The 19,868-nt window shown below is 33.8% G+C and carries 16 protein-coding genes; 2 read left to right on the top strand and 14 right to left on the bottom strand.

The genetic code is table 11. From position 1 onward, the window contains the following. Positions 1 to 60: 60 nt before the first annotated feature. Positions 61 to 924: an RluA family pseudouridine synthase gene (locus MN187_RS00680; protein WP_117973510.1), complete on the top strand. Its 864-nt coding sequence runs from the start codon at positions 61 to 63 to the stop codon at positions 922 to 924. A 50-nt stretch (positions 925 to 974) separates the two neighbouring features. Next, the gene (locus MN187_RS00675; RefSeq protein WP_117973536.1) at positions 975 to 1,538 is read left to right on the top strand and encodes a histidine phosphatase family protein; all 564 of its coding nucleotides are present in this window, start codon (positions 975 to 977) and stop codon (positions 1,536 to 1,538) included. A 40-nt stretch (positions 1,539 to 1,578) separates the two neighbouring features. Here MN187_RS00675 and proS read toward each other — a convergent pair whose 3' ends face one another. The 14 genes from proS to MN187_RS00605 all read right to left on the bottom strand — a co-directional run bounded on the left by proS (position 1,579) and on the right by MN187_RS00605 (position 19,865). Further along, positions 1,579 to 3,024 (bottom strand): proline--tRNA ligase, encoded by a 1,446-nt coding sequence (gene proS / locus MN187_RS00670; protein ID WP_117973511.1) that lies wholly within the window; start codon positions 3,022 to 3,024, stop codon positions 1,579 to 1,581. A gap of 727 nt (positions 3,025 to 3,751) precedes the next feature. Further along, positions 3,752 to 4,297 (bottom strand): hypothetical protein, encoded by a 546-nt coding sequence (locus tag MN187_RS00665; protein WP_117973512.1) that lies wholly within the window; start codon positions 4,295 to 4,297, stop codon positions 3,752 to 3,754. Between the two features lie 70 nt (positions 4,298 to 4,367). Beyond that, positions 4,368 to 4,679, bottom strand: a complete 312-nt coding sequence (locus MN187_RS00660; protein ID WP_117973513.1) for a nucleotide pyrophosphohydrolase — start codon at positions 4,677 to 4,679, stop codon at positions 4,368 to 4,370. A gap of 62 nt (positions 4,680 to 4,741) precedes the next feature. Continuing rightward, entirely contained in the window at positions 4,742 to 5,026 is a 285-nt protein-coding gene (locus MN187_RS00655) for a hypothetical protein (protein ID WP_242093994.1), read from the bottom strand. A 141-nt stretch (positions 5,027 to 5,167) separates the two neighbouring features. Then, the gene (locus MN187_RS00650; protein WP_117973515.1) at positions 5,168 to 6,493 is read right to left on the bottom strand and encodes a CHAP domain-containing protein; all 1,326 of its coding nucleotides are present in this window, start codon (positions 6,491 to 6,493) and stop codon (positions 5,168 to 5,170) included. Positions 6,494 to 6,906: 413 nt separating this feature from the next. After that, a complete protein-coding gene (locus MN187_RS00645) occupies positions 6,907 to 7,503 on the bottom strand; it encodes a nitroreductase family protein (RefSeq protein ID WP_117973516.1) in 597 nt (198 codons plus the stop codon). A 124-nt stretch (positions 7,504 to 7,627) separates the two neighbouring features. Then, positions 7,628 to 8,779 (bottom strand): cation:proton antiporter, encoded by a 1,152-nt coding sequence (locus MN187_RS00640; RefSeq protein WP_117973517.1) that lies wholly within the window; start codon positions 8,777 to 8,779, stop codon positions 7,628 to 7,630. Positions 8,780 to 8,913: 134 nt separating this feature from the next. Beyond that, entirely contained in the window at positions 8,914 to 11,043 is a 2,130-nt protein-coding gene (locus MN187_RS00635; RefSeq protein WP_242093992.1) for a coiled-coil domain-containing protein, read from the bottom strand. A gap of 188 nt (positions 11,044 to 11,231) precedes the next feature. Beyond that, positions 11,232 to 12,986 carry a thiol reductant ABC exporter subunit CydC gene (gene cydC, locus MN187_RS00630; protein ID WP_242093989.1) on the bottom strand — a complete coding sequence of 585 codons (1,755 nt, stop codon included), beginning with the start codon at positions 12,984 to 12,986 and terminating at the stop codon, positions 11,232 to 11,234. Positions 12,987 to 12,988: 2 nt separating this feature from the next. Continuing rightward, positions 12,989 to 14,719 carry a thiol reductant ABC exporter subunit CydD gene (cydD, locus tag MN187_RS00625; RefSeq protein ID WP_242093988.1) on the bottom strand — a complete coding sequence of 577 codons (1,731 nt, stop codon included), beginning with the start codon at positions 14,717 to 14,719 and terminating at the stop codon, positions 12,989 to 12,991. A gap of 16 nt (positions 14,720 to 14,735) precedes the next feature. After that, on the bottom strand, positions 14,736 to 15,740 hold the full coding sequence (cydB, locus tag MN187_RS00620) for a cytochrome d ubiquinol oxidase subunit II (protein WP_199500922.1): 1,005 nt from the start codon (positions 15,738 to 15,740) through the stop codon (positions 14,736 to 14,738). Then, positions 15,741 to 17,147 (bottom strand): cytochrome ubiquinol oxidase subunit I, encoded by a 1,407-nt coding sequence (locus MN187_RS00615; protein ID WP_199500923.1) that lies wholly within the window; start codon positions 17,145 to 17,147, stop codon positions 15,741 to 15,743. A gap of 123 nt (positions 17,148 to 17,270) precedes the next feature. Continuing rightward, the gene (gor, locus tag MN187_RS00610) at positions 17,271 to 18,614 is read right to left on the bottom strand and encodes a glutathione-disulfide reductase (protein ID WP_241699586.1); all 1,344 of its coding nucleotides are present in this window, start codon (positions 18,612 to 18,614) and stop codon (positions 17,271 to 17,273) included. A gap of 15 nt (positions 18,615 to 18,629) precedes the next feature. Beyond that, positions 18,630 to 19,865, bottom strand: a complete 1,236-nt coding sequence (locus MN187_RS00605; RefSeq protein ID WP_241699587.1) for a peptidase U32 family protein — start codon at positions 19,863 to 19,865, stop codon at positions 18,630 to 18,632. Positions 19,866 to 19,868: the final 3 nt, after the last annotated feature.

Here is a 19,868-nt window from a genome sequence, read left to right as displayed (position 1 = left end):
AATTAAATTACTACATGTTATTTTTTAAAAAACCTTTAAATTAGAAAAAGGAGTCTATATATGCAATTTTCTATTGTTCTACCTCCCTCAACAACTCAAACAACTGTTCGAGAACTATTAGAAACAGAGTGGCTTATTCCTAGAAAAGTAAGACATTTCCTTAGAACGCGTAAAAATGTGTTAAAAAATAATGCTCCCGTCATGTTTCACGAAACTGTCGAGCCTGGAGATAGGATTACTTTAATCTTTGAAGAAGATGATTACACTATTCCTCATATTATTTCTGGTAATGCCAAGGCTATTAATGTGCTATGGGAAGATGACCATCTAATTATTGTGAATAAACCTCACGGACAAAAAACACATCCAAACCAACCAAAAGAAACCGATACATTATTAAATGACCTTACTGCTTACTTAAAGCCTAAAAATCAACTCCCATATGTTGTCCATCGATTAGATAAGGAAACCAGTGGAGCGATTGTATTTGCAAAAAATCCTGTTATATTACCAGTTTTAGGTAGATTACTTGAACAAAAAGAAATAAATAGGTATTATGAAGCAGAGGTAAGTGGTTTAATAAAAAAGACACACTTTACAATCAATCAACCTATCGGAAGGCATCGCCACGATCGTAGGAAACGAGTCATTGATTCCAAAAAAGGAGATAAAGCCACTACACATGTAACAGTCGTAGAGCGATTAAATAACAAAACGCGAATAGAATGTCAATTAGATACTGGTCGCACACATCAAATACGTGTTCATTTGGAAAGTATTCATCATCCAATTATCGGTGACCCACTATACAATCCAACGTCGCATGCAAAGAGACTTCAATTACATGCTAAATCTCTCCATCTCATTCATCCTTTTACTAAGGAAGAAATAAACGTACAAGCGACACCTTTTTTATTTGACTAATTACCTATTAAAGAAAGGACTGATGTTAATTGGCAAAGACACTTTATTTAATGAGGCACGGTCAAACACTGTTTAACCAACTTGGCAAGGTGCAAGGAGCTTGTGATTCACCATTAACCGATGAAGGGATTAGACAGGCAACTATCGCTAAAAAGTATTTTGATGACAACAATATCAACATCGATTCATTTTATTCTTCTACTCAAGAACGAGCATGCGACACGCTAGAAATCATCGCCGGACACACTGAATACACACGATTAAAAGGAATAAAAGAATGGAATTTTGGTTTATTTGAAGGCGAAAGTGAACGACTCAACCCTAAACGAAAAAAAGGTGACACCTCGTTTGGAGATTCATTTGTAGCCTATGGTGGCGAGTCGTCTAAAGACGTCCAACAACGAATGGTAGACACTCTAACAGATGTTATGACAAATGATCCTCAAGATACTGTGTTGGCTGTTAGCCATGGTGGTGCGATGTATTTGTTTATTCAAGCATGGTTAGAGTACGAAAAAGTAACATCCATCTCGTTTTCAAATTGTTGTATTTTAAAATTTGCCTTTGATAACGGAAAATTTGAATTTATAGAAGCAATTAACCACACATTTTAAAAAGACAGCACCTGTTTAGGTGACTGTCTTTTTGTTATTATTAATAAGCTTTTGCCCAATGCATCATGTACTTAGCGGGCTTACCGTTCCATAAATCTTTCAATCCTGTTAAATCATCTTGTTGATGATCAAAACTCCAGCAACGAGACGTAGCACCTGTTTGTTCTTTGATTAACTCTTCCACAGCTTCATCACCTGACCATGGTGCTAATACAAATCCGCCTTCTTCGATTAATCGATTAAACTCTTCTTTTGTTGTGGCAATACGCGTTTTTTCTTCTTGACGTTTTCGTGCTTTAGCTAACATGTCATGGTGAATGGCTTCTAATAATTCAGAGATAACGGTTGGCAATGTGTCATCAAACGGTACGGTTATTTTTTCTAGGGTATCTCGTCGAACGACAATAACTTGATTATTTTCAATATCTTTAGGTCCCATTTCAATACGAATAGGATAGCCTTTCATTTCAGCTTCACTAAATTTCCAGCCAGGTTGCTTGTCGCTATCGTCTACTTTAATCGTTGCCACATCTGATAACATACCTTTTAATTCATCTGCTTTATCTAAGACACCTTCTTTATGTTGGGCGATAGGGATGATGATAACCTGTATTGGAGCAATTCTTGGAGGTAAAACTAACCCACGATCGTCACTATGAACCATAATCATTCCACCAATAGTACGTGTTGTTAGCCCCCATGACGTTGTATAAACAAACTGCTCTTTTCCTTCCTTATCTGTGTAAGTGATGTCAAATGCTTTACCAAAATGATCTCCTAAATGATGAGAGGTATTAATTTGCAATGCTTTTCCATCATACATCAACGTTTCATTTGTATAGGTTTTTTCTGCTCCAGCAAATTTTTCACTTTCTGATTTAACACCTGTTACTACGGGGATAGCTAGAATATTTTCACAAACATCCACATACATATCAAGAATCATTAACGCTTCTTTCTCTGCTTCTTCATGACTCACATGACAAGTATGACCCTCTTGCCAAAAAAATTCTGTTGTGCGTAAAAACGGGCGAGTATTTTTTTCCCAACGCATGACATTCGCCCATTGATTATACAAGACTGGTAAATCACGATGAGAATGAATCACTGTTTTAAAATGCTCACAAAACAACACTTCTGACGTTGGACGAATCGCTAAGCGTTCACTTAACTTTGTTTCACCGCCCATTGTTACCCAAGCAACTTCTGGAGCAAATCCCTCAACATGCTCCGCTTCTTTTAATAATAAATGTTCTGGGACAAGTAGTGGCATCATCACATTTTGATGCCCTGTTTCCTTTAACCTGGCATCCACTACATCACGGATTTTTTCCCAAATTGCGGTTCCTGTTGGTCGGATAACCATTGATCCTTTTACGCTAGAGTAATCACACAGTTCCGACTTAAGGCAAACATCTGTATACCATTTTGCAAAATCATCCTCTCTACTTGTAATTTGTTTGACAAAGCCTTGTTTTTTAGCCATTTAATCTCTTCTCCTGTCTATTTTTATGTATAAAAAAAGACTCTACTTTGCAAGGACCAAAATAGGCGGTGCCACCTTGCTTTAAAGTAGAATCATACTTTACAACTTCATTAGTTGATAACGTTAACTAAACGATGCTTCTTGGTAGGTTCAAGGGGGCTTGATAGAGTCTTTCCACCACCCGACTCCTCTCTAAAATAAAACTCACCCTCTACTATTCCAAGACAATATCTGTATAACGTAAATCTAGCATCTACAATAATTTTTGTCAATCACAAAAATTCCTTAGAAGGACGATCTTTCTAAGGATAAATATTAGTTTCAAAACTAGAGTAACTCTCTAATAACTTATTATCAATAATCAAACTATTTTAGATTCTATGACAAAGTGAATAATTTTTAAGTCAATGCCATGACGATCCTTTCCCCATGGCTGATTTTTTCCAGTACTTTATGGATAATCAGACCGTTAATGTTTAACTTTTTGATCAAAATCTTTTTTAGCTTGTTAATTAATTGAAAGAAAAAAGATACTATCACTTTTAGACATACCTTGTCGTAATCTTGAATAAATCTCTTGCTCTATAAAACGATAATCCTTAATTTTTACAGTTTTTCATTTAATTAATAGCAAATAAAAATAAAAGACACGCGAACTTACCTACAAAGCACTGCTATTAACCTTTTTTGATTATTGAATGAAAAAACCGACTCATAAATTTTATGTTTATATGGTGTCTTTACCTTCAAATACATTTTTTTTAGGTAACTTATACTGAGTGATATCTTCACCATCAGCTATTAGTGCTTCTTTAAAATCTTCGATACTCAAATCAATTTTTCTAGATAAATCAAATACGATGTGTAGCATGTCGTGAAAATACATTGAATTTCCTTGTTCAAAATATTCTTTATATTCTTTAGAGGTATTAGAAAAACCTGTCTCCTTTTCAAATTTATGTGCTTCTTTCACATAAATATCAAAGTTTAATTTTGTATATTCAGCAAAATGATTAAAGATTTCTATAGCCAATGATAAATCATGATACCACATATCATAACTTTTTTTAGCCAATCCTCCTTTAGCTTCAATTAATCGAAATTTATCATCACGTATATATTGTGTAATTAACATTTCTATATTTAAACTAATACCTGTATAAGAAATATTTTCAAATTCAAACTGTTTTAAATCTGATAATTCTGCTAGTAAACTTTGCGGAGTAAACTGCCTATTTTCCAAACTTTTGTATACTTTTTTTTGTTCAAACATTTCTTCTCCTCCAATACCTTTATTTACTCTTATATTATAACTTAAACACAAAAAAAGACATACTGTTATATCATCTGTTAACAGGATATTTTTGAGCATTCTTTATCAGTTTTTTCTCAATGATATCATCTATGTTAAACCCTAGTTTATCTGCTAAAGTATAAGAATAAATTAATACGTCTGCTAATTCTTCTTCGAGACGCTCTGTTTGTTTCACTGCTTCTGAATTATCTAACCATTGAAATAATTCTAGTAACTCATTAGCTTCTAAAGAAATAGAAATAGCTAAATCCTTTTCCTTGCTTGCATGATTCCACCCACGTGCTTTTCTAAATTCATTGATTCTCTCTATCGATGTCAACCTTATCACACTTTCTATCATTTATTTCTATTATAACAAAAAACCCTACACATATTGGTAGGGGGCTACTCGAATTTTTATCGTTAATATTTAATTTTAATATGTCCATCTGGTTGTTTAATTAAATGAACATCACATATAAAAACTTTTTGTGGAGAAAAATATTGACTAGATAACACAACTGTCAATATATTCCATTTGTCGTTCTCTTTAATATCAAGATCTTTGATTCCATTTTCTATTTTTTCCTTTAATTCATCTAATACAATCGCTAGTTTACTTTCATCACTAAGTTTTTCTTCCACTGTTTTTAAAAACAAGTCATAATTTTCTTTTGAGATAAACAATGTATCTAAACCATTTATCATACTAATTCCTCCTTTTTTTCCTATCATACAATACTATACTACTAAAAAATGATAAAAAGTCGATTTATTTAAGAAATATTTTTATAAAAAAACACACAACATATAGCATATAATATGTTGTGTGTTTCAAATTATTTAATCTTAGCGATGAATATAAGTATATCCTGACGCACTAATTGTTTGGCTGTTTGGTCCAGTTGGTGAAGAAAATCCAGTACCACCTTGCGAAATTGTAATAGTATTATTTGAAGCATTGTAAGAATCAACATAAGCAACATGTCCATAAGAACCATCTGCTGTCCATTGTCCACCAACAGATTGACCTGCTGCAAATACTACTACCGCACCTGCTGCTGGGGTCGAATTAACAGTGTAACCATCTGCCGCAGCAGAAGCTCCCCATTGGCAACCGTTACCCCAATAAGTACCTACCCACGGAGCAACACTTTTCACGTACCAAGTACATTGCCCCACAGCATACATATTTCCTGACCCTGAATGATCTACTCCACTACCGTTAGAAGTTGTATTTCCACTAGGAGTTGAACTTGGTGTCTCATTTGATGATGTAGTTGTTTCACTTGATGACGTAGTTGTTTCAGTAGTTGGTTTTTCTACCGGTTTACTTTCTTGTACTGTTGAACTTGATTGTTCACTTGACGATGATGTACTATTCTGTGTTGTTGTCTCAGTTTTCTTCTCGTCTACTGTTTTTTCTGCTTTAACAGCTTTAACAGCTACAGGTTTTTCAGAAGCTTCTTGTTGCGCTTTTAACACTTTGATTTGTGCAGCTTTTGCTTCTTCTTTTTGTTTATTTAATTTAGCTTTATCGCCTTCAGCTGTTGCTTGTTCCGCTGCTAAAGTTGTTTTTAGTACATTTAATTCAGCTTGTTGTGAAGCTAATGAATCTTTTTGACTTTGTAATTCTTTTTGTGTTGAAGCCATTTCACTTATTTTTGCTTCATTTTCTTGAATATTTTCTTCAACTGATTGTTGATCTCTTTTTTGTTGTTTTACTAAATCGTTGTTTGCATTTACAATGGTACTCATTGCATGAACACGACTAATGGCATCTGATAATGAATCAGCTTCTAAAACAGCATTCACATAGTTTGTACTTTGTCCATTTGTTTGTGCATCACGTGCTTGTTTTTGGATTGATTTTTCACGTTTTGCAATTCTAACTTTTAATGTTGCAATCTCACTCTGTAATTTTTCAGTATCTTGGCTTAATTTAGCTTGTTTAGCTTCTAAAGATGAAACTTTTTCGTTCACAGAAGCTACTTTTGATTCCAAAGCATTAATTTCAGCTTGTGCTTTTTCTTGTTGACCTTTTAAAGCGTTAATTTTTTCATCTTGTTGTTTAATTTGAACATCCACAGAATCTGCTAATGCAATACTTGGACTAGCTACAGCTGTTAATGCAATAGAACATACCATAATCGTTGATAAAATATTCTTCTTCAATTTTCTTCCTCCGAATAACTTGTCTAAATTTATATAAAATGTGTTTAATTATTAATTTCTCTTTCCTTGACGACTCCGTTATTTTAACATAGTGATATGTCAAATAGATAAAGGAAATGTTACAAAAACATTTCATTCTACTTTCGTTATTCTGTTTTTAATCGATTTTCAGATTAATTGAAATGTATTGTTAATCAAAAAAAGAATGTATTTGTTATTTGAATAGCACTTTAATCGTCATAAAAAAGTCACTAGTTTATACTAGTGACTAAAGGAGTTGTTTTATTTACTTTGGAGGAGTAAATAAAATGAAAAAGTTTGTTAGGGTTGTTTTGTTGGTATGCTTATAGAGTAGATAATAAATATGATATTTCTTCTATTCAAATAAGAACTTTTTATGAATCCATCAAGTATTAATTAAAACGTTTAAAACGATCGACATTTTCCATATATTCTTTTTCTAGAGCAGGAGACTCAATGGATCCAATCACTAATTGGCCACGTAATTTCCAATTCTGTGGAATACCCCACTCATTTGATACGGATTCATCAATAATTGGATTGTAATGTTGTAAATTAGCCCCGATATTTTTTTCTGCAAGGGCTGTCCAAACATTGGATTGAGTTAGACCACTTGCCTGTTCCGACCAAATAGGAAAGTTTTCTGCATATAACGCAAATTGTTCTTGTAATCCTTTCACAATATCTGTGTCTTCAAAAAATAAAATGGTTGCTTTTCCATTAGCAAATCCTTTTAATTTTTCTTTTGTATTTTCAAATGCCTCTGGTGGTGTTAAAGGTTTTAATAACTCTTCAGTCATACTCCATAATTTTTCATGTGCACCATCAAATAAAAATACTACACGTTGACTTTGAGAATTAAAAGCAGTAGGAGATTCTCTGACAACTTCTGTTACTAATTCTACAATTTCATCATTAGATAGAGAGATATTTTTCCCAAGATTATATATTGAACGACGTTTTTTTAATAGTTCTACAAAATTTGACATGTGTTAATCAATCCTTTTTATTTATTTGATGTTTATACTATATCAGCTAACATTAAGTAAGTAAAATTATATGCTTACTTAATATAAGAAAAAACAGCCGAAATATTTCGACTGTTTGATTAAATTATTTTTTTGGATATAGTTTCATAAAGTAATGTTTTAACATTGGTGGAGCAATCAACGTTGTTAATATCACTGAAATAATAACTGTTGTGTAATATTCTTGTGATAGTAGGCCTGTTGCTAATCCTGTTGTTCCAATAATCAGGGCTACCTCACCTCGTGATACCATACCTGAACCCACAGCAAGCGATGCATGATTATCAAATCCTGTCATCTTCGCTCCTAAGAAGCCACCAAATAGTTTAGATAAAATAGCTATGATTGTACAAGCAACTAAGAATCCCATTTGACTTAGTACCCCATCAAACGAAATGCTTATACCTACACTGACATAGAAAAATGGTACAAATAAGGCATTCGCAATCGGATCAACTGTTTTTTCCACTTCATGTTGGAAAGACGTCTGAGAAATAAATAATCCTGCTAAAAAGGTTCCAATAATCCCAGCCATACCTAGCATTTCACCAAAATAAGCAAAGCCAAATGCTACAATTAACGCACCTGCTGTTACAGGAGCAGTGACTTTAAACTTTGAAAATAATGTTAGGAATTTAGGAACAATATAAACGCCTACAACAGATGCTACAACAAAGAATAGAACTTTTTTGAATAGTAACAATGGAACAGAAGAACTAGATGTATCTTCTCCCATAAAGGACATCACAAACGCTAACAACGTCACAACTAAAATGTCATCCACAACGGCTGCACCTAATATGGTTGTAGCTTCTCTTGTTTGCATCATGCCCATTTCTTTTAACACTTGAACGGTAATGCTCACACTAGTAGCAGAGAAAAGAACGCCTAAAAAGATTCCTTCATTGAAAGAAAACCCAAATAATTCTCCCATAGCAAAAGCACTAGCAAATGGTACTATGATACCTAATACCGCCACAGCAACTGATGGTTTCCAATTTTCTTTTAACTGATCTGCATCTGTTTCAAGTCCAGCTAAAAACATCAACAATAAAACCCCTATTTCTGAAAATTCTTGAAAAATAGCTGAGTCTTGTACTAATCCTAAAACTGCTGGTCCAATTAAAATACCAATCAGTAGTTTCCCCAAAACTGCTGGTTGACCAAGTCTAACAGATAAATGCCCAGCAACTTTAGTTGAAAATAATATTAAAACAATAGTAAACAATAATTCCATACGTCATCCCCTACTCTTTTTTTATACCTACACTAATAAATCTATCAAATTGTTGCATCTCTTGTAAAGATTTATCGTATTTTTTAATCCCAATATTATAAAAAAGTCCCTTTTAAAAAAGGGGCTTTTTATACTTAACCTTCATAATCTAAAATTGTTTGTAGATGACGACTGATTAGTCCATACGCTTGAATTTCTCCCCAAACTTCTTCGGTCATAACATATTTTCTTGATAACAATTTTGGGGCTTTAATATTTTCATCTAATTTTTTATAAAAGCGATCAAATTGTTTCATTTTGGGTTCAGCCCATTTTTTAAATTTAATGTCTTGCTTGTCAAGTTTTTTCCAACGTTCAGACAATAAATCAAGCTGACTTTCAAATGCTAAAAATTCTTTTTTACGAACTTTTTCTTTGCCTTCTTCATCCTCAGTATCACTTAATATGCTATCAACATCGTCCATAATCGTTTCATCATCATATCCTAAAATATCGTCATCATACTCATAGTCATACTCATCTTCATAGTCATACTCATCTTCATAGTCATACTCATCTTCATAGTCATACTCATCTTCATAGTCATACTCATCTTCATCATAACTATCCTCTTCATCTGTATAATGATAAGACTGGTTGAGAGTATCGTCCAAATCAATCTGTGATGATGCTTCCAAGTCACTTGATTCAACTGAACTATTTTCTTCTGTCACCATATCTACTGGGTCAAATACGGGAACGTCAGATGCCTTTGGAAGATCAATACTTGGTGTAACAGTTTCATTTTCCAACGAAATAGAAGAAAAATCAGAATTTTGCATATTCAATTTGGCATAATTTGATTGTTTTAGTTTAGCTAATTCTTTTTCTAAATCAAATACTCGACTAGCTGCCGTTCGATAATTAGACTCCAAACGAGTATAGTTATCTTGCCATTTAGCTTGCGTTAATTCTTGTGAACTCATTAACTGATTAACTAGTTCTTGTTGTTTTTCTAATCTTTGTGATAATCGCTTAATTTCTTCATTTTTAGAATAATTAAGATTTTCAAATTCTTTATCCTTTTGATCTAACTGATGTTGATATTCTTGCACTGCTTGTTGATGTTCAAACGTTAGTTTCTTCATTTCTTGTTCTTTATGAGTCAACTCATCAGTTAATTGTTGAATAATCATTTGTCTTTCTTCAAGTAATCGATCTAGTTTATCTTGTTGATCTTGAAGACGTTCATTTTCTGAATGTAGCTGTTGTTCTCTTAGTTGCGATTCTTTTTGACTTAGATTATTTTCTTGTATAAGATTCGCTAATTCATCTTCCTTTTGTTTAAGTTTAAGAGTCGCTTCTCGTAATGATTCTTGTACTTGTTCTTCAAATTGTTGATTTTCAGTAATAACTAAGCGAAGTTCTTCATTTTCATATTGAGTTTGTTGGTATCTTTGCTTCCAAGACTCTACATCTTGTTCAAGTGATGAGTTTAGCTCGTTCACGTTATTTTTTAAATCTAATATTTCAGATTGCTTTATTTGTAGTTGTTGTCTGTAATCAATCTCGTTATCTTGATATGAGATTACTTTTTGTTTTAAGCTGTCATTTTCTTGACTCATTTGATTGATTTTTAATTCATACTCACGTTGTGCTGTTTTTAAATCCAATTCAAATGATTTAATGACTTGAGCATTTTCTGCAATTTTTTGTTCTAACTCATAAATTCTTTGTTGCTTTTCTAATAATCCATCATCTAAAAAATCTTGTGAATGATGATTTTTCGGTGTAGATGTTGATTGACTAATACTAGGTACTCTTGCTTGAGTGTTATCGTAATTATCATAGTCCATACTAGTAAAAGTACCATTAATTTGGGATGGTTGTTCTAAAATTCCTAATTGATCATATGCTTCTCTCATCGTCTCTTTGAAAATTCTTGGAGCGTTCGTTTTTATATTTCTAATTTGAGTATTAGAATATAATCTACTTGCATCAAACGTGACTAACAGTTCTATTCTTTCATGTGCAGTATAGTCTAAGAACACACGGTCAATAGGATATAATGAAAATATTTTTTCCCACTCAGCCATAAATAACGTTACTGCTTTTGTAATAATTGATTGTGATAATTTTTGTTTACGATTTGACCACTTTAATAATAATTGATTTTTCTTAGTCGTAATATTCTGAACAGGTAATAAGATAATACTTCGTTCAGTTGGTTTTTTCGTTTCATCTTGATATAATTGAACGTCTATAACAGACTCCTCTAACGGCATAATACTATGCTCCCTCCACTATTCATCTTACTCACTAACGTGTATCAGTATTAATTGGATACTCGTATTAATACTACCTTTTCTGTTGGTAATTGTAAAGTTGTTTTAGTATATTGAATCAATCAAAAATATATATTTTGTTTAATTTTTAATAAAAAAGACACTCCCATTAGTCAGGAGTGTCTTTTTTACTCGTAAACGTCCATTTGATAAAGTTGTTCAAATCGATTATTAGTCTCTAATAACTCCTTAGGGCTACCTGACATATCAATGTTACCATCTTCAATAAAGACCACTTTATCAGCGTGATGGATGCCAACTAAGTGATGAGTAATCCAAATAACTGTTTTATTCTTTAATGCTACAAAGACAGTTTCTAACAACTGCTTTTCAGTTAATGGGTCTAATCCTATGGTTGGTTCATCAATAATAACAATAGGTACATCTTGTAATAAAATTCTTGCTAATGCAATACGCTGCTGTTCTCCACCAGAAAACCTTTTACCACCTTCTTCAACTAACGTATCCATTCCTTGGGGAAGACGTTCAACCACGCGTTTTAACCCTGCTGCTTCAATCGCTTCTAATACTTCCTCATCTGTCGCATCCAAATTACCTAGACGCACGTTATTTTTCAAACTTGTGTTAAACAAGTAAGGGTGTTGATTTAATACGCCAAAATAGTTTGCTTGTTGTCCTACTAATTCTTTTATATCTATGCCACCTACTAAAACTTTCCCAGTAGTTGGTACTAAATCACCCCGAATAATCTGAGTTAACGTTGTTTTTCCTGTTCCACTTTTTCCAAGTAACGCCACAACTTGTCCTTCTGGTATAGTCAGATTAAAATGGGATAATAACGCTCTTTTACCTTGAGGATATTTAAAGCTAACAGCTTCTAATTCAATTGTTGTATTAGTTAATGTCATCTCTTCTTTTACTTCATGCATTTCTTTCTTTTCAGGATTTGGTAACTTAGATAAACGTTGCACAGTATCTTCATAGATTGGCAACTCTTTTACCGAATCACTCACCGGCCCAAAAGCATCTAATAATGGGAAAAATGATAAAACAAAGGCTGCTATCCAATTTAAGGCTGCTTGATTACCTTGGCTAATAAAATAATTACCAGCCCATATAAATAAAACAACAGCTATGATACCAAAAATCAATTGCTTCATAATACCTTCTAAACGAGAGTAACGATTTAATTGGTAATCCTCTTTTCTAACGTTAGCTTCTGCCTCATTATATCGTGTTAAAAACTCTTCATATCGTCCACTATATTGCCAATCAGCAACACCTAATACTGCGTCCGTTAAATCATTATAGAGATCATGTTTCTTTGCTTTTTTACGATATACTCTAGCATTATTAACCAACACTGCTGCTAGTGGTAATACCACTAAAATCAACGCGAATAATAATAGCATTAACCCAGCAAATGGTAATGAGAAATAACCTAGTCCAATAATAATAAAAAGATACAAAATATACGACGTACAAATTGGGAAAATCGTTCTCAAATAGAGGTTTTGAATATGATTAATATCCTCTGATAATATACCCAATAAACTTCCTGACTGATAATTTTCTTTCGTGTTTGCCGCTTCAGTTTCAAGAGAACGATATAAACGAACACGTATATCAGAGGTCATTTTTAACACCCAATTGTGGCTCCCTAAACGCTCAACATATCGAAATGTTGGTCTTGCTATACCAAATGCACGTGTTAGCACAATTGGAACATAAACTAACAAAATATTTTCAGGTTTTGCAGCGGACTTACTGATTAAGTAGCCAGATGTGAACATCAAAGCTGCTGCTGAAAAAAAGGTTAGAAACCCAAGAAACAAAACTAAAGCTAATAATTTTTTATACTTTTTAAAAAATGGTCTAACCCATTGATCTTTTTTAGTTAATAATAGATAATTTTGTTTCATTTCTATAACCCTCCTTTCAATTGATCTACAAAGTATTGATAGGCACCATTTTTAGCTCGCAGTTCATGATATGTTCCTTGTTCAACAATTTTTCCATCTTCCATTACTAAAATATAGTCCATCTCTCTCATCCAATGTAGACGATGTGTCGCAAAAAATACTAACTTATTTTCAAATAATGGCAATATCGTTTCTTTTAGTTCATACTCTGTTTCCACATCCAAATGGGCGGTAGGTTCATCAAATAATAAAATATTTCGTTCTTTATCTAATAAGGCTCTAGCAACAGCAATACGTTGATACTGCCCACCACTTAATAGGTGACCACCTTCACCAATCACTGTATCCCATCCTTCTGGTAATTCTTCTATGACATCAATTAGACCCGCTTGTTTCACTGCTTCAGCACATTCTTCAAAACTAGCGTCAGGTCGATAAAATGTAATATTTTCTTTTAATGAACCATGGAATATATAAGGGTCTTGCGGAATATAAAACAATTGATCTTGCCATGCTTTTTTGTGTAGATTTGTCATGGCAGACTGATTAATATGAATACTTGGTTCTGTTGCTTCTAAGAATCCGCCTAATAGCTTAATCAACGTTGACTTACCAGATCCTGATAACCCAACAATTCCAATTTTCCCACTACCTTGCCAGTCAAAAGAAATATCCGTCAAGGTTGTTCCTTCTTGTGATTCATTATATTTTAACGACATATTTTTTAATGATAATTTATCTGATTCATTCCATGAACCTTTTAAGTCAATTGTTTCATCATTTGCTAATTCTTTTTGATCTAAAATTGAAAAAATAGATTTTAATGTATTTCCACCATCTAATGTCGCATGGTAGTCATTTGAAAAATCTCGTAATGGTAAAAAGAAATCTGGAGCTAATACTAATGTTGTTAAAGCAGGCCACAACTCAATTTGACCATTCATTAACTTAAAACCTAAAAATACAGCGACGATAGCAACTGATAATGTAGTAAAGAAATCCAACGCAAAGGTTGATAAGATGGCTATTTTCAACGTACTCATTGTTGCTTTTCGATAATCTTCGCTTATTTCATATACTTTTTTCTCATATTTTTTACTAAGCCCTAAAAAATAGAGTGTTTCAATTCCTCGCAGTGAGTCCAAAAAATGGTTGCTTAATAGTTGAAATCCCTCATATTGTCTATCTGCTTTTGCTCGTGCCGCATATCCTAAAATAATCATAAATAAGATGATAATTGGAAAGACAAGTAATAAAATGACACCAGAACGAATATCCTGCGTGAAAACAAACAATAAAATAAGCCAAGGAATCACCATCATATTCGTTAATTTCGGTAAAATTAACGTAATATAATTCTCCACTTGGTCAATGCCTTCAATCGTCATCGTGACCATATTTCCAGTTCCTTCTTTTTGAACAAAGTTAGGCCCTAAACGAAATATTTTCTGTAGCAATTGTTGTCGGACTTTTCTTGCTTCTTGATACGCATACTTATCAAGAGATTTATCTCGTACATACAACACTAACTGTCTACCAAAAAAACAAGAAAAAAACCAAATAAGCGACATCGTTTGCGATGCGACAGATTCTCCGTTCCATAACGCACTAATCCCTTTTGATAAAAAATAAGCCTGTCCGATAATTAATAAGGCTTGTAGGATTCCTAATCCTACAAGCCCAATTAAGACTGACCTAATTTTATCAATACGAAATAAATTCTTATCAATCAATTAGGTACAACTCCTTTTATCTATCAATTTTGACACGTTTTGTAAATTGTTTATATGCCCAAGCCACATAAAGTAACACAATTGGTAATAAGATAACTGTAACAATTGTCATTACTTTCAATGTATACGGTGTACTTGATGCATTTTCAATTAATAAACTAAATTGTGAGTCTTTGGCAATCATAACACGTGGGAATAATCCATTAAATAAGAATGCTACAATCCCAACGAAGACTAATCCAGTTGAAATAAATGATAATCCTTCTTTATCTTTATAAGTGCCATAAGCAGAAAGTGCGGCAAAAACAACAATTAAAACTAAAAGGACCAATGAAGATGTAAAACGTTCAGTAAAGAAATCTGTTTTCAAATAAGCTAAGATCGCAAAAACGACTAAACCAGCAAATAATACTGGGTATAATTTTTTTGCCATAGCCAATGAACGTTCACGGACATTTCCTTCTGTTTTAAGACGTAAGTAGTTTAAGCCATGTAAAAAGCTCACTAACGTCACGGCCACACCACCTACGATAGAAAATAAATTAATATAATCAGTAAAGGTGGCATTCATCACATTTTTAGTAGCATCTAGTGGAAGACCTATAACTAAGTCGACAAACATCATACCAAATAGAAATGGTACAATCACACTACCTAAAAATAATGCCCATTCCCAAGTATTACGCTCTTTTGCATTTTCAGAACTACTTCTAAATTTAAAAGATACACCACGAATAATTAAACCAACTAAAATAAATAGTAAAATTAAATAGAACCCACTAAATAAAGATGCATACCACTCTGGAAATGAAGCAAACATTGCACCTCCAGCAGTAATTAACCAAACCAGATTACTTTCCCAAACGGGCCCAATTGTTTCAATGACTTGATCACGTTCACGCTTGTTACGAGCAACTAGCTTAGTAGCCATTCCAACACCAAAGTCGAATCCTTCTAAGAAAAAGAATCCTGAAAATAGAACGCCGATTAAAATGAACCATAAAAATTGTAAATTACTCATTTACAGAACCCCCTTTGCAAATGGGTCAATACCATCTTTTTTCGCTTCAGATGGATTAACGTAGTAAGGTCCTTTTTTCACTGCACGTTTACAGAAAATAAACATCACATAACCTAATACACTGAATAATAAGAAGTAAACAATATTACTAATTAACAATGATGTTGCTGATACACCAGGAGACACACTATCTGCGATTGTAAATAGTCCATAAACAGTCCATGGTGAACGTCCTAATTCAGTCACTAACCAACCAAATGTATTAGAAATGAATGGGAAACTAATACCTGCTACAAATAGCCATAGCATCCATTTCAAACTTTGAATTTTATTTTTACGAAGGAGATATAATCCCACTATGGCCATCAATGCCATTAAAGAACCAAAACCAGCCATAAATCTGAATCCCCAGAAAAGAGTCTTAACTGGTAAATAGTAATCCATCTCTGAACCAAATTTGGCATCATATTCATCATGTAGTTCTTTATTGGCTTGATCCATCCCAATATATTTATCTTCCCCACCTAAAATAGTTAATAAATAAGGAACAGAAATTTCCCATTTTGTTTCTTTATCTTTCGTATCGATTGATGCAATAATGTTCCAAGGAGCTGGTGAAGAAGTATCTTCATAGATACCTTCCATTGCTGCAAATTTCATTGGTTGATCATTTGCAACAGCAATCATTTGTTGGTGTCCAGCAACAATGGTTAAAATTGAACCAACCAAACCAATAATTAAACCGATTTTCATTGATTTTTTGAAGAATTCCATGTCCTTATTTTTTAGCATTTTCCATGCTGATGAGCCAGCAATGACAAAACCACCTGTCACAATCGCTCCAAATAAGACGTGAGGGTATTCTACCCATAATTGATGATTTTTTAGTAAACCAACAAAACTTGTTAATTCTGCACGATTTGTTGCTTCATTAATTGAATAGGCCACTGGATTTTGCATAAATGAGTTTGCCGCAAGAATCCATAACGCGGATAAAGCTGTTCCGATTGATACTAACCAAATAAATAATAAGTGCAGTTTCTCATTGAATTTGTCCCAACCAAACATCCATAGTCCAATAAACGTTGATTCCATAAAGAAAGCAAGTAATGCTTCAACTGCTAAAGGTGCTCCAAAAATATCCCCCATAAAACGAGAGTATTCAGACCAGTTCATTCCAAATTGAAACTCTTGGATAAGCCCTGTTACAACCCCTACAGCAAAACCTATTAAGAAAATATTTCCCCAAAATTTTGCCATATCTTTATAGATTTGTTCTTTTTTAACAACATACATTGTCTCCATTACCGCAACAGCGAATGCCATCCCGATAGACATTGGCACGAAAAAGAAATGGAAGACAGTTGTCATACCAAACTGGAATCGTGCCAAAAATTCGATATCCATAAATAATCCTCCTTATATATATCTATTTAACAAACCCATTATACCCGATAGGTCAAGTAGTTTCAAAACTTTTTCAACTCGTTATCAAGTAATAATAAATTTAAACAACGTTTTTTACACACATTATCTCATTGTGACAAATTCTTCTGCTCCTGTTGGATGTATGGCAACAGTTTGATCAAAATCAGCTTTAGTTGCACCCATTCTTACAGCAACTGCAAATCCCTGTAGCATCTCATCAACACCCAATCCAATACCGTGTAATCCAACAATTCTTTCTTCTTTTCCGACACACACAAGTTTCATCCAACATTTTTCGCGAACTTCAGTAATCGCAAACTGCATTGGTGTAAATCTAGACGTATATATTTTAACATCCTCACCATATTGTTCTCTAGCTTCTTTTTCTGTTAAACCAACTGTTCCAATCGCTGGATGTGAAAATACAACTGTTGGAACGGTATGATACTCTAAATATAAATTATCTTGATTATTAAATAAGCGTTCGGATAATCTTCGTCCTGCTGCAATTGCTACAGGTGTTAAATTAATTTTATCAATGACATCTCCAACAGCATAAATACCTTCTTGTGTGGTATTTTGATACTGGTCTACCTTTATTGCACCTTTATCCGTTAATTCAACATCTGTCACATCAAGGTTTAACCCATCCATATTTGGTACTCGACCGATTGCCCAGACAATTTCATCTACCTCGATTGATTTTCCGTTTTCAAAGGACAAAACATAACCAGAAGCTGTTTTTTCAACACTCTTTGGTACACTATTTGCATGTAAATTCATGCCACTTTTCTCATAACTTTCAGTTAATCCTTGAATTAATAAGTCATCGAATTCACGTAAAAATGTGTCACGTCTAAATGCCAAATGAGTCGTTGCACCTAAGCCATGTAATACGCCAGCGATTTCCACTGCGATATATCCAGCTCCAACTACTGCCACTCGTTTTGGTAGTTCTGTTAATTCAAAAAATCCATTTGAATCAATACCATATTCTGCTCCAGGAATATTCGGGCGAACAATTTTCCCACCTGTCGCAATTAAAATATGAGGAGCAGTAAATGTTTCTCCATTTACTTCGACCACCTTTTTTTCTTTAAATTTAGCGTAACCCTTAATATGAGTCACTCCATTACTTTCTAGCCCTTTTAAATACAAACCATTTAATCGTTTGATATACGTTTGGCGATTTTCTACCAAACGTGCCATATCAAATCCGTCAATTGTTATATCAAAACCATATTCATAGGCTTGATGATGCAGCATATCATTCATTTGAGATGCTGACCACATGACTTTTTTAGGAACACATCCAACATTGACACATGTCCCACCAAGCTCGTTTCCTTCTATTAATAGTACTTTAGCCCCATGCATCCCAGCTCTATTAGCAGAAGCTATTCCACCGCTACCTCCACCAATCACTATATAATCAAATGTTTTCATATACTTTCTCCCTTCTTACTTCTGTTTACGAATCATATCACCAGGTTTAACTGGTTGTGCGACTGGCATTTTGACAATCATCATAGCGTTTGGCGCTTTTTCAATTGACTCACCGTCTTCATTCCACATCTCTTTGATATCTTGTTCAAAGTGAGTAAATCCAGGTCCGTAAAATTCAATACGATCTTCGATTCTGAAATGATTTCGTTGTCGGATAGTAGCAATTTTAGTTTCGTCATCATATTCTAACACTTCACCAATGAACTTATACACTGGGATTTTCCGACGTTTTCCAAATAATTGTTCCTCATCTGTTGGAATATGATAATAAAAACCAGTTGCTAATTCTCGTTGTGCCACTTTCCACAGTTCATCAATCCACTCTTGTTTACACACATAATTTTCCGGATCAGCCATGTAGCTATCAACTGCTTTTTTATAGACATTAGATACCGTTGATACATAATGAATCGACTTCATGCGTCCTTCAATTTTTAGACTATCGACACCGTTTTTTACTAAATCAGGAATGTGTTCGATCATTGACATGTCCACCGCACTCATTGAAAACGGCTCACTCACTTCACCAGTGTCTGTTAATGAACGTCTTTCTTCACCAAATGGCATATCAAACAAATCATATTTCCAACGACATGATTGTGAACACCCACCACGGTTAGCATCTCTGTGACTCATATGATTTGATAAGGTACAACGACCTGAATAGGAAATACACATCGCACCATGAATAAAGGCTTCAATTTCAATATCCGTATTCTCACGAATTTTCGCTACCTCGTCCATTGAGACCTCACGACCTAACACCACTCGTTCTAGTCCTTCATTTTTCCAAAACTCTAATGTTTCAAAATTTGTCGCAGAAGATTGTGTCGACAAATGAACCGGTAAACCAGGTGCTTCGGTAATGCATACTTCAATTAATGCTGGGTCAGAGATGATTACCGCACTAATGCCAATATCTCGCAATTTTCTAAAAAACTCACCAGCTCCTTTGGCATCTCCTTCATGCGTCACCATGTTAGCTGCCACATAAACTTTTGCTCCTCGTTCTTTGGCAAACGCGACACCTTCTTCCATTTCTTCATAAGAAAAGTTCCCAGCACGACTTCTTAGGCCGTAAGCATTCCCACCAATATACACAGCATCTGCCCCGTAATGTATCGCAATTTTCAATTTTTCAAGCGTACCAGCTGGAGCCAGTACTTCTGGTCGTTTCAATGTATTTGTCATCTT

Source organism: Vagococcus sp. CY52-2 (assembly GCF_022655055.1).
Classification (GTDB): Bacteria; Bacillota; Bacilli; order Lactobacillales; family Vagococcaceae; genus Vagococcus.
The sequence above is the reverse complement of the archived record's forward strand: the minus strand, read 5'-3'. Positions and strand labels throughout refer to the sequence as shown.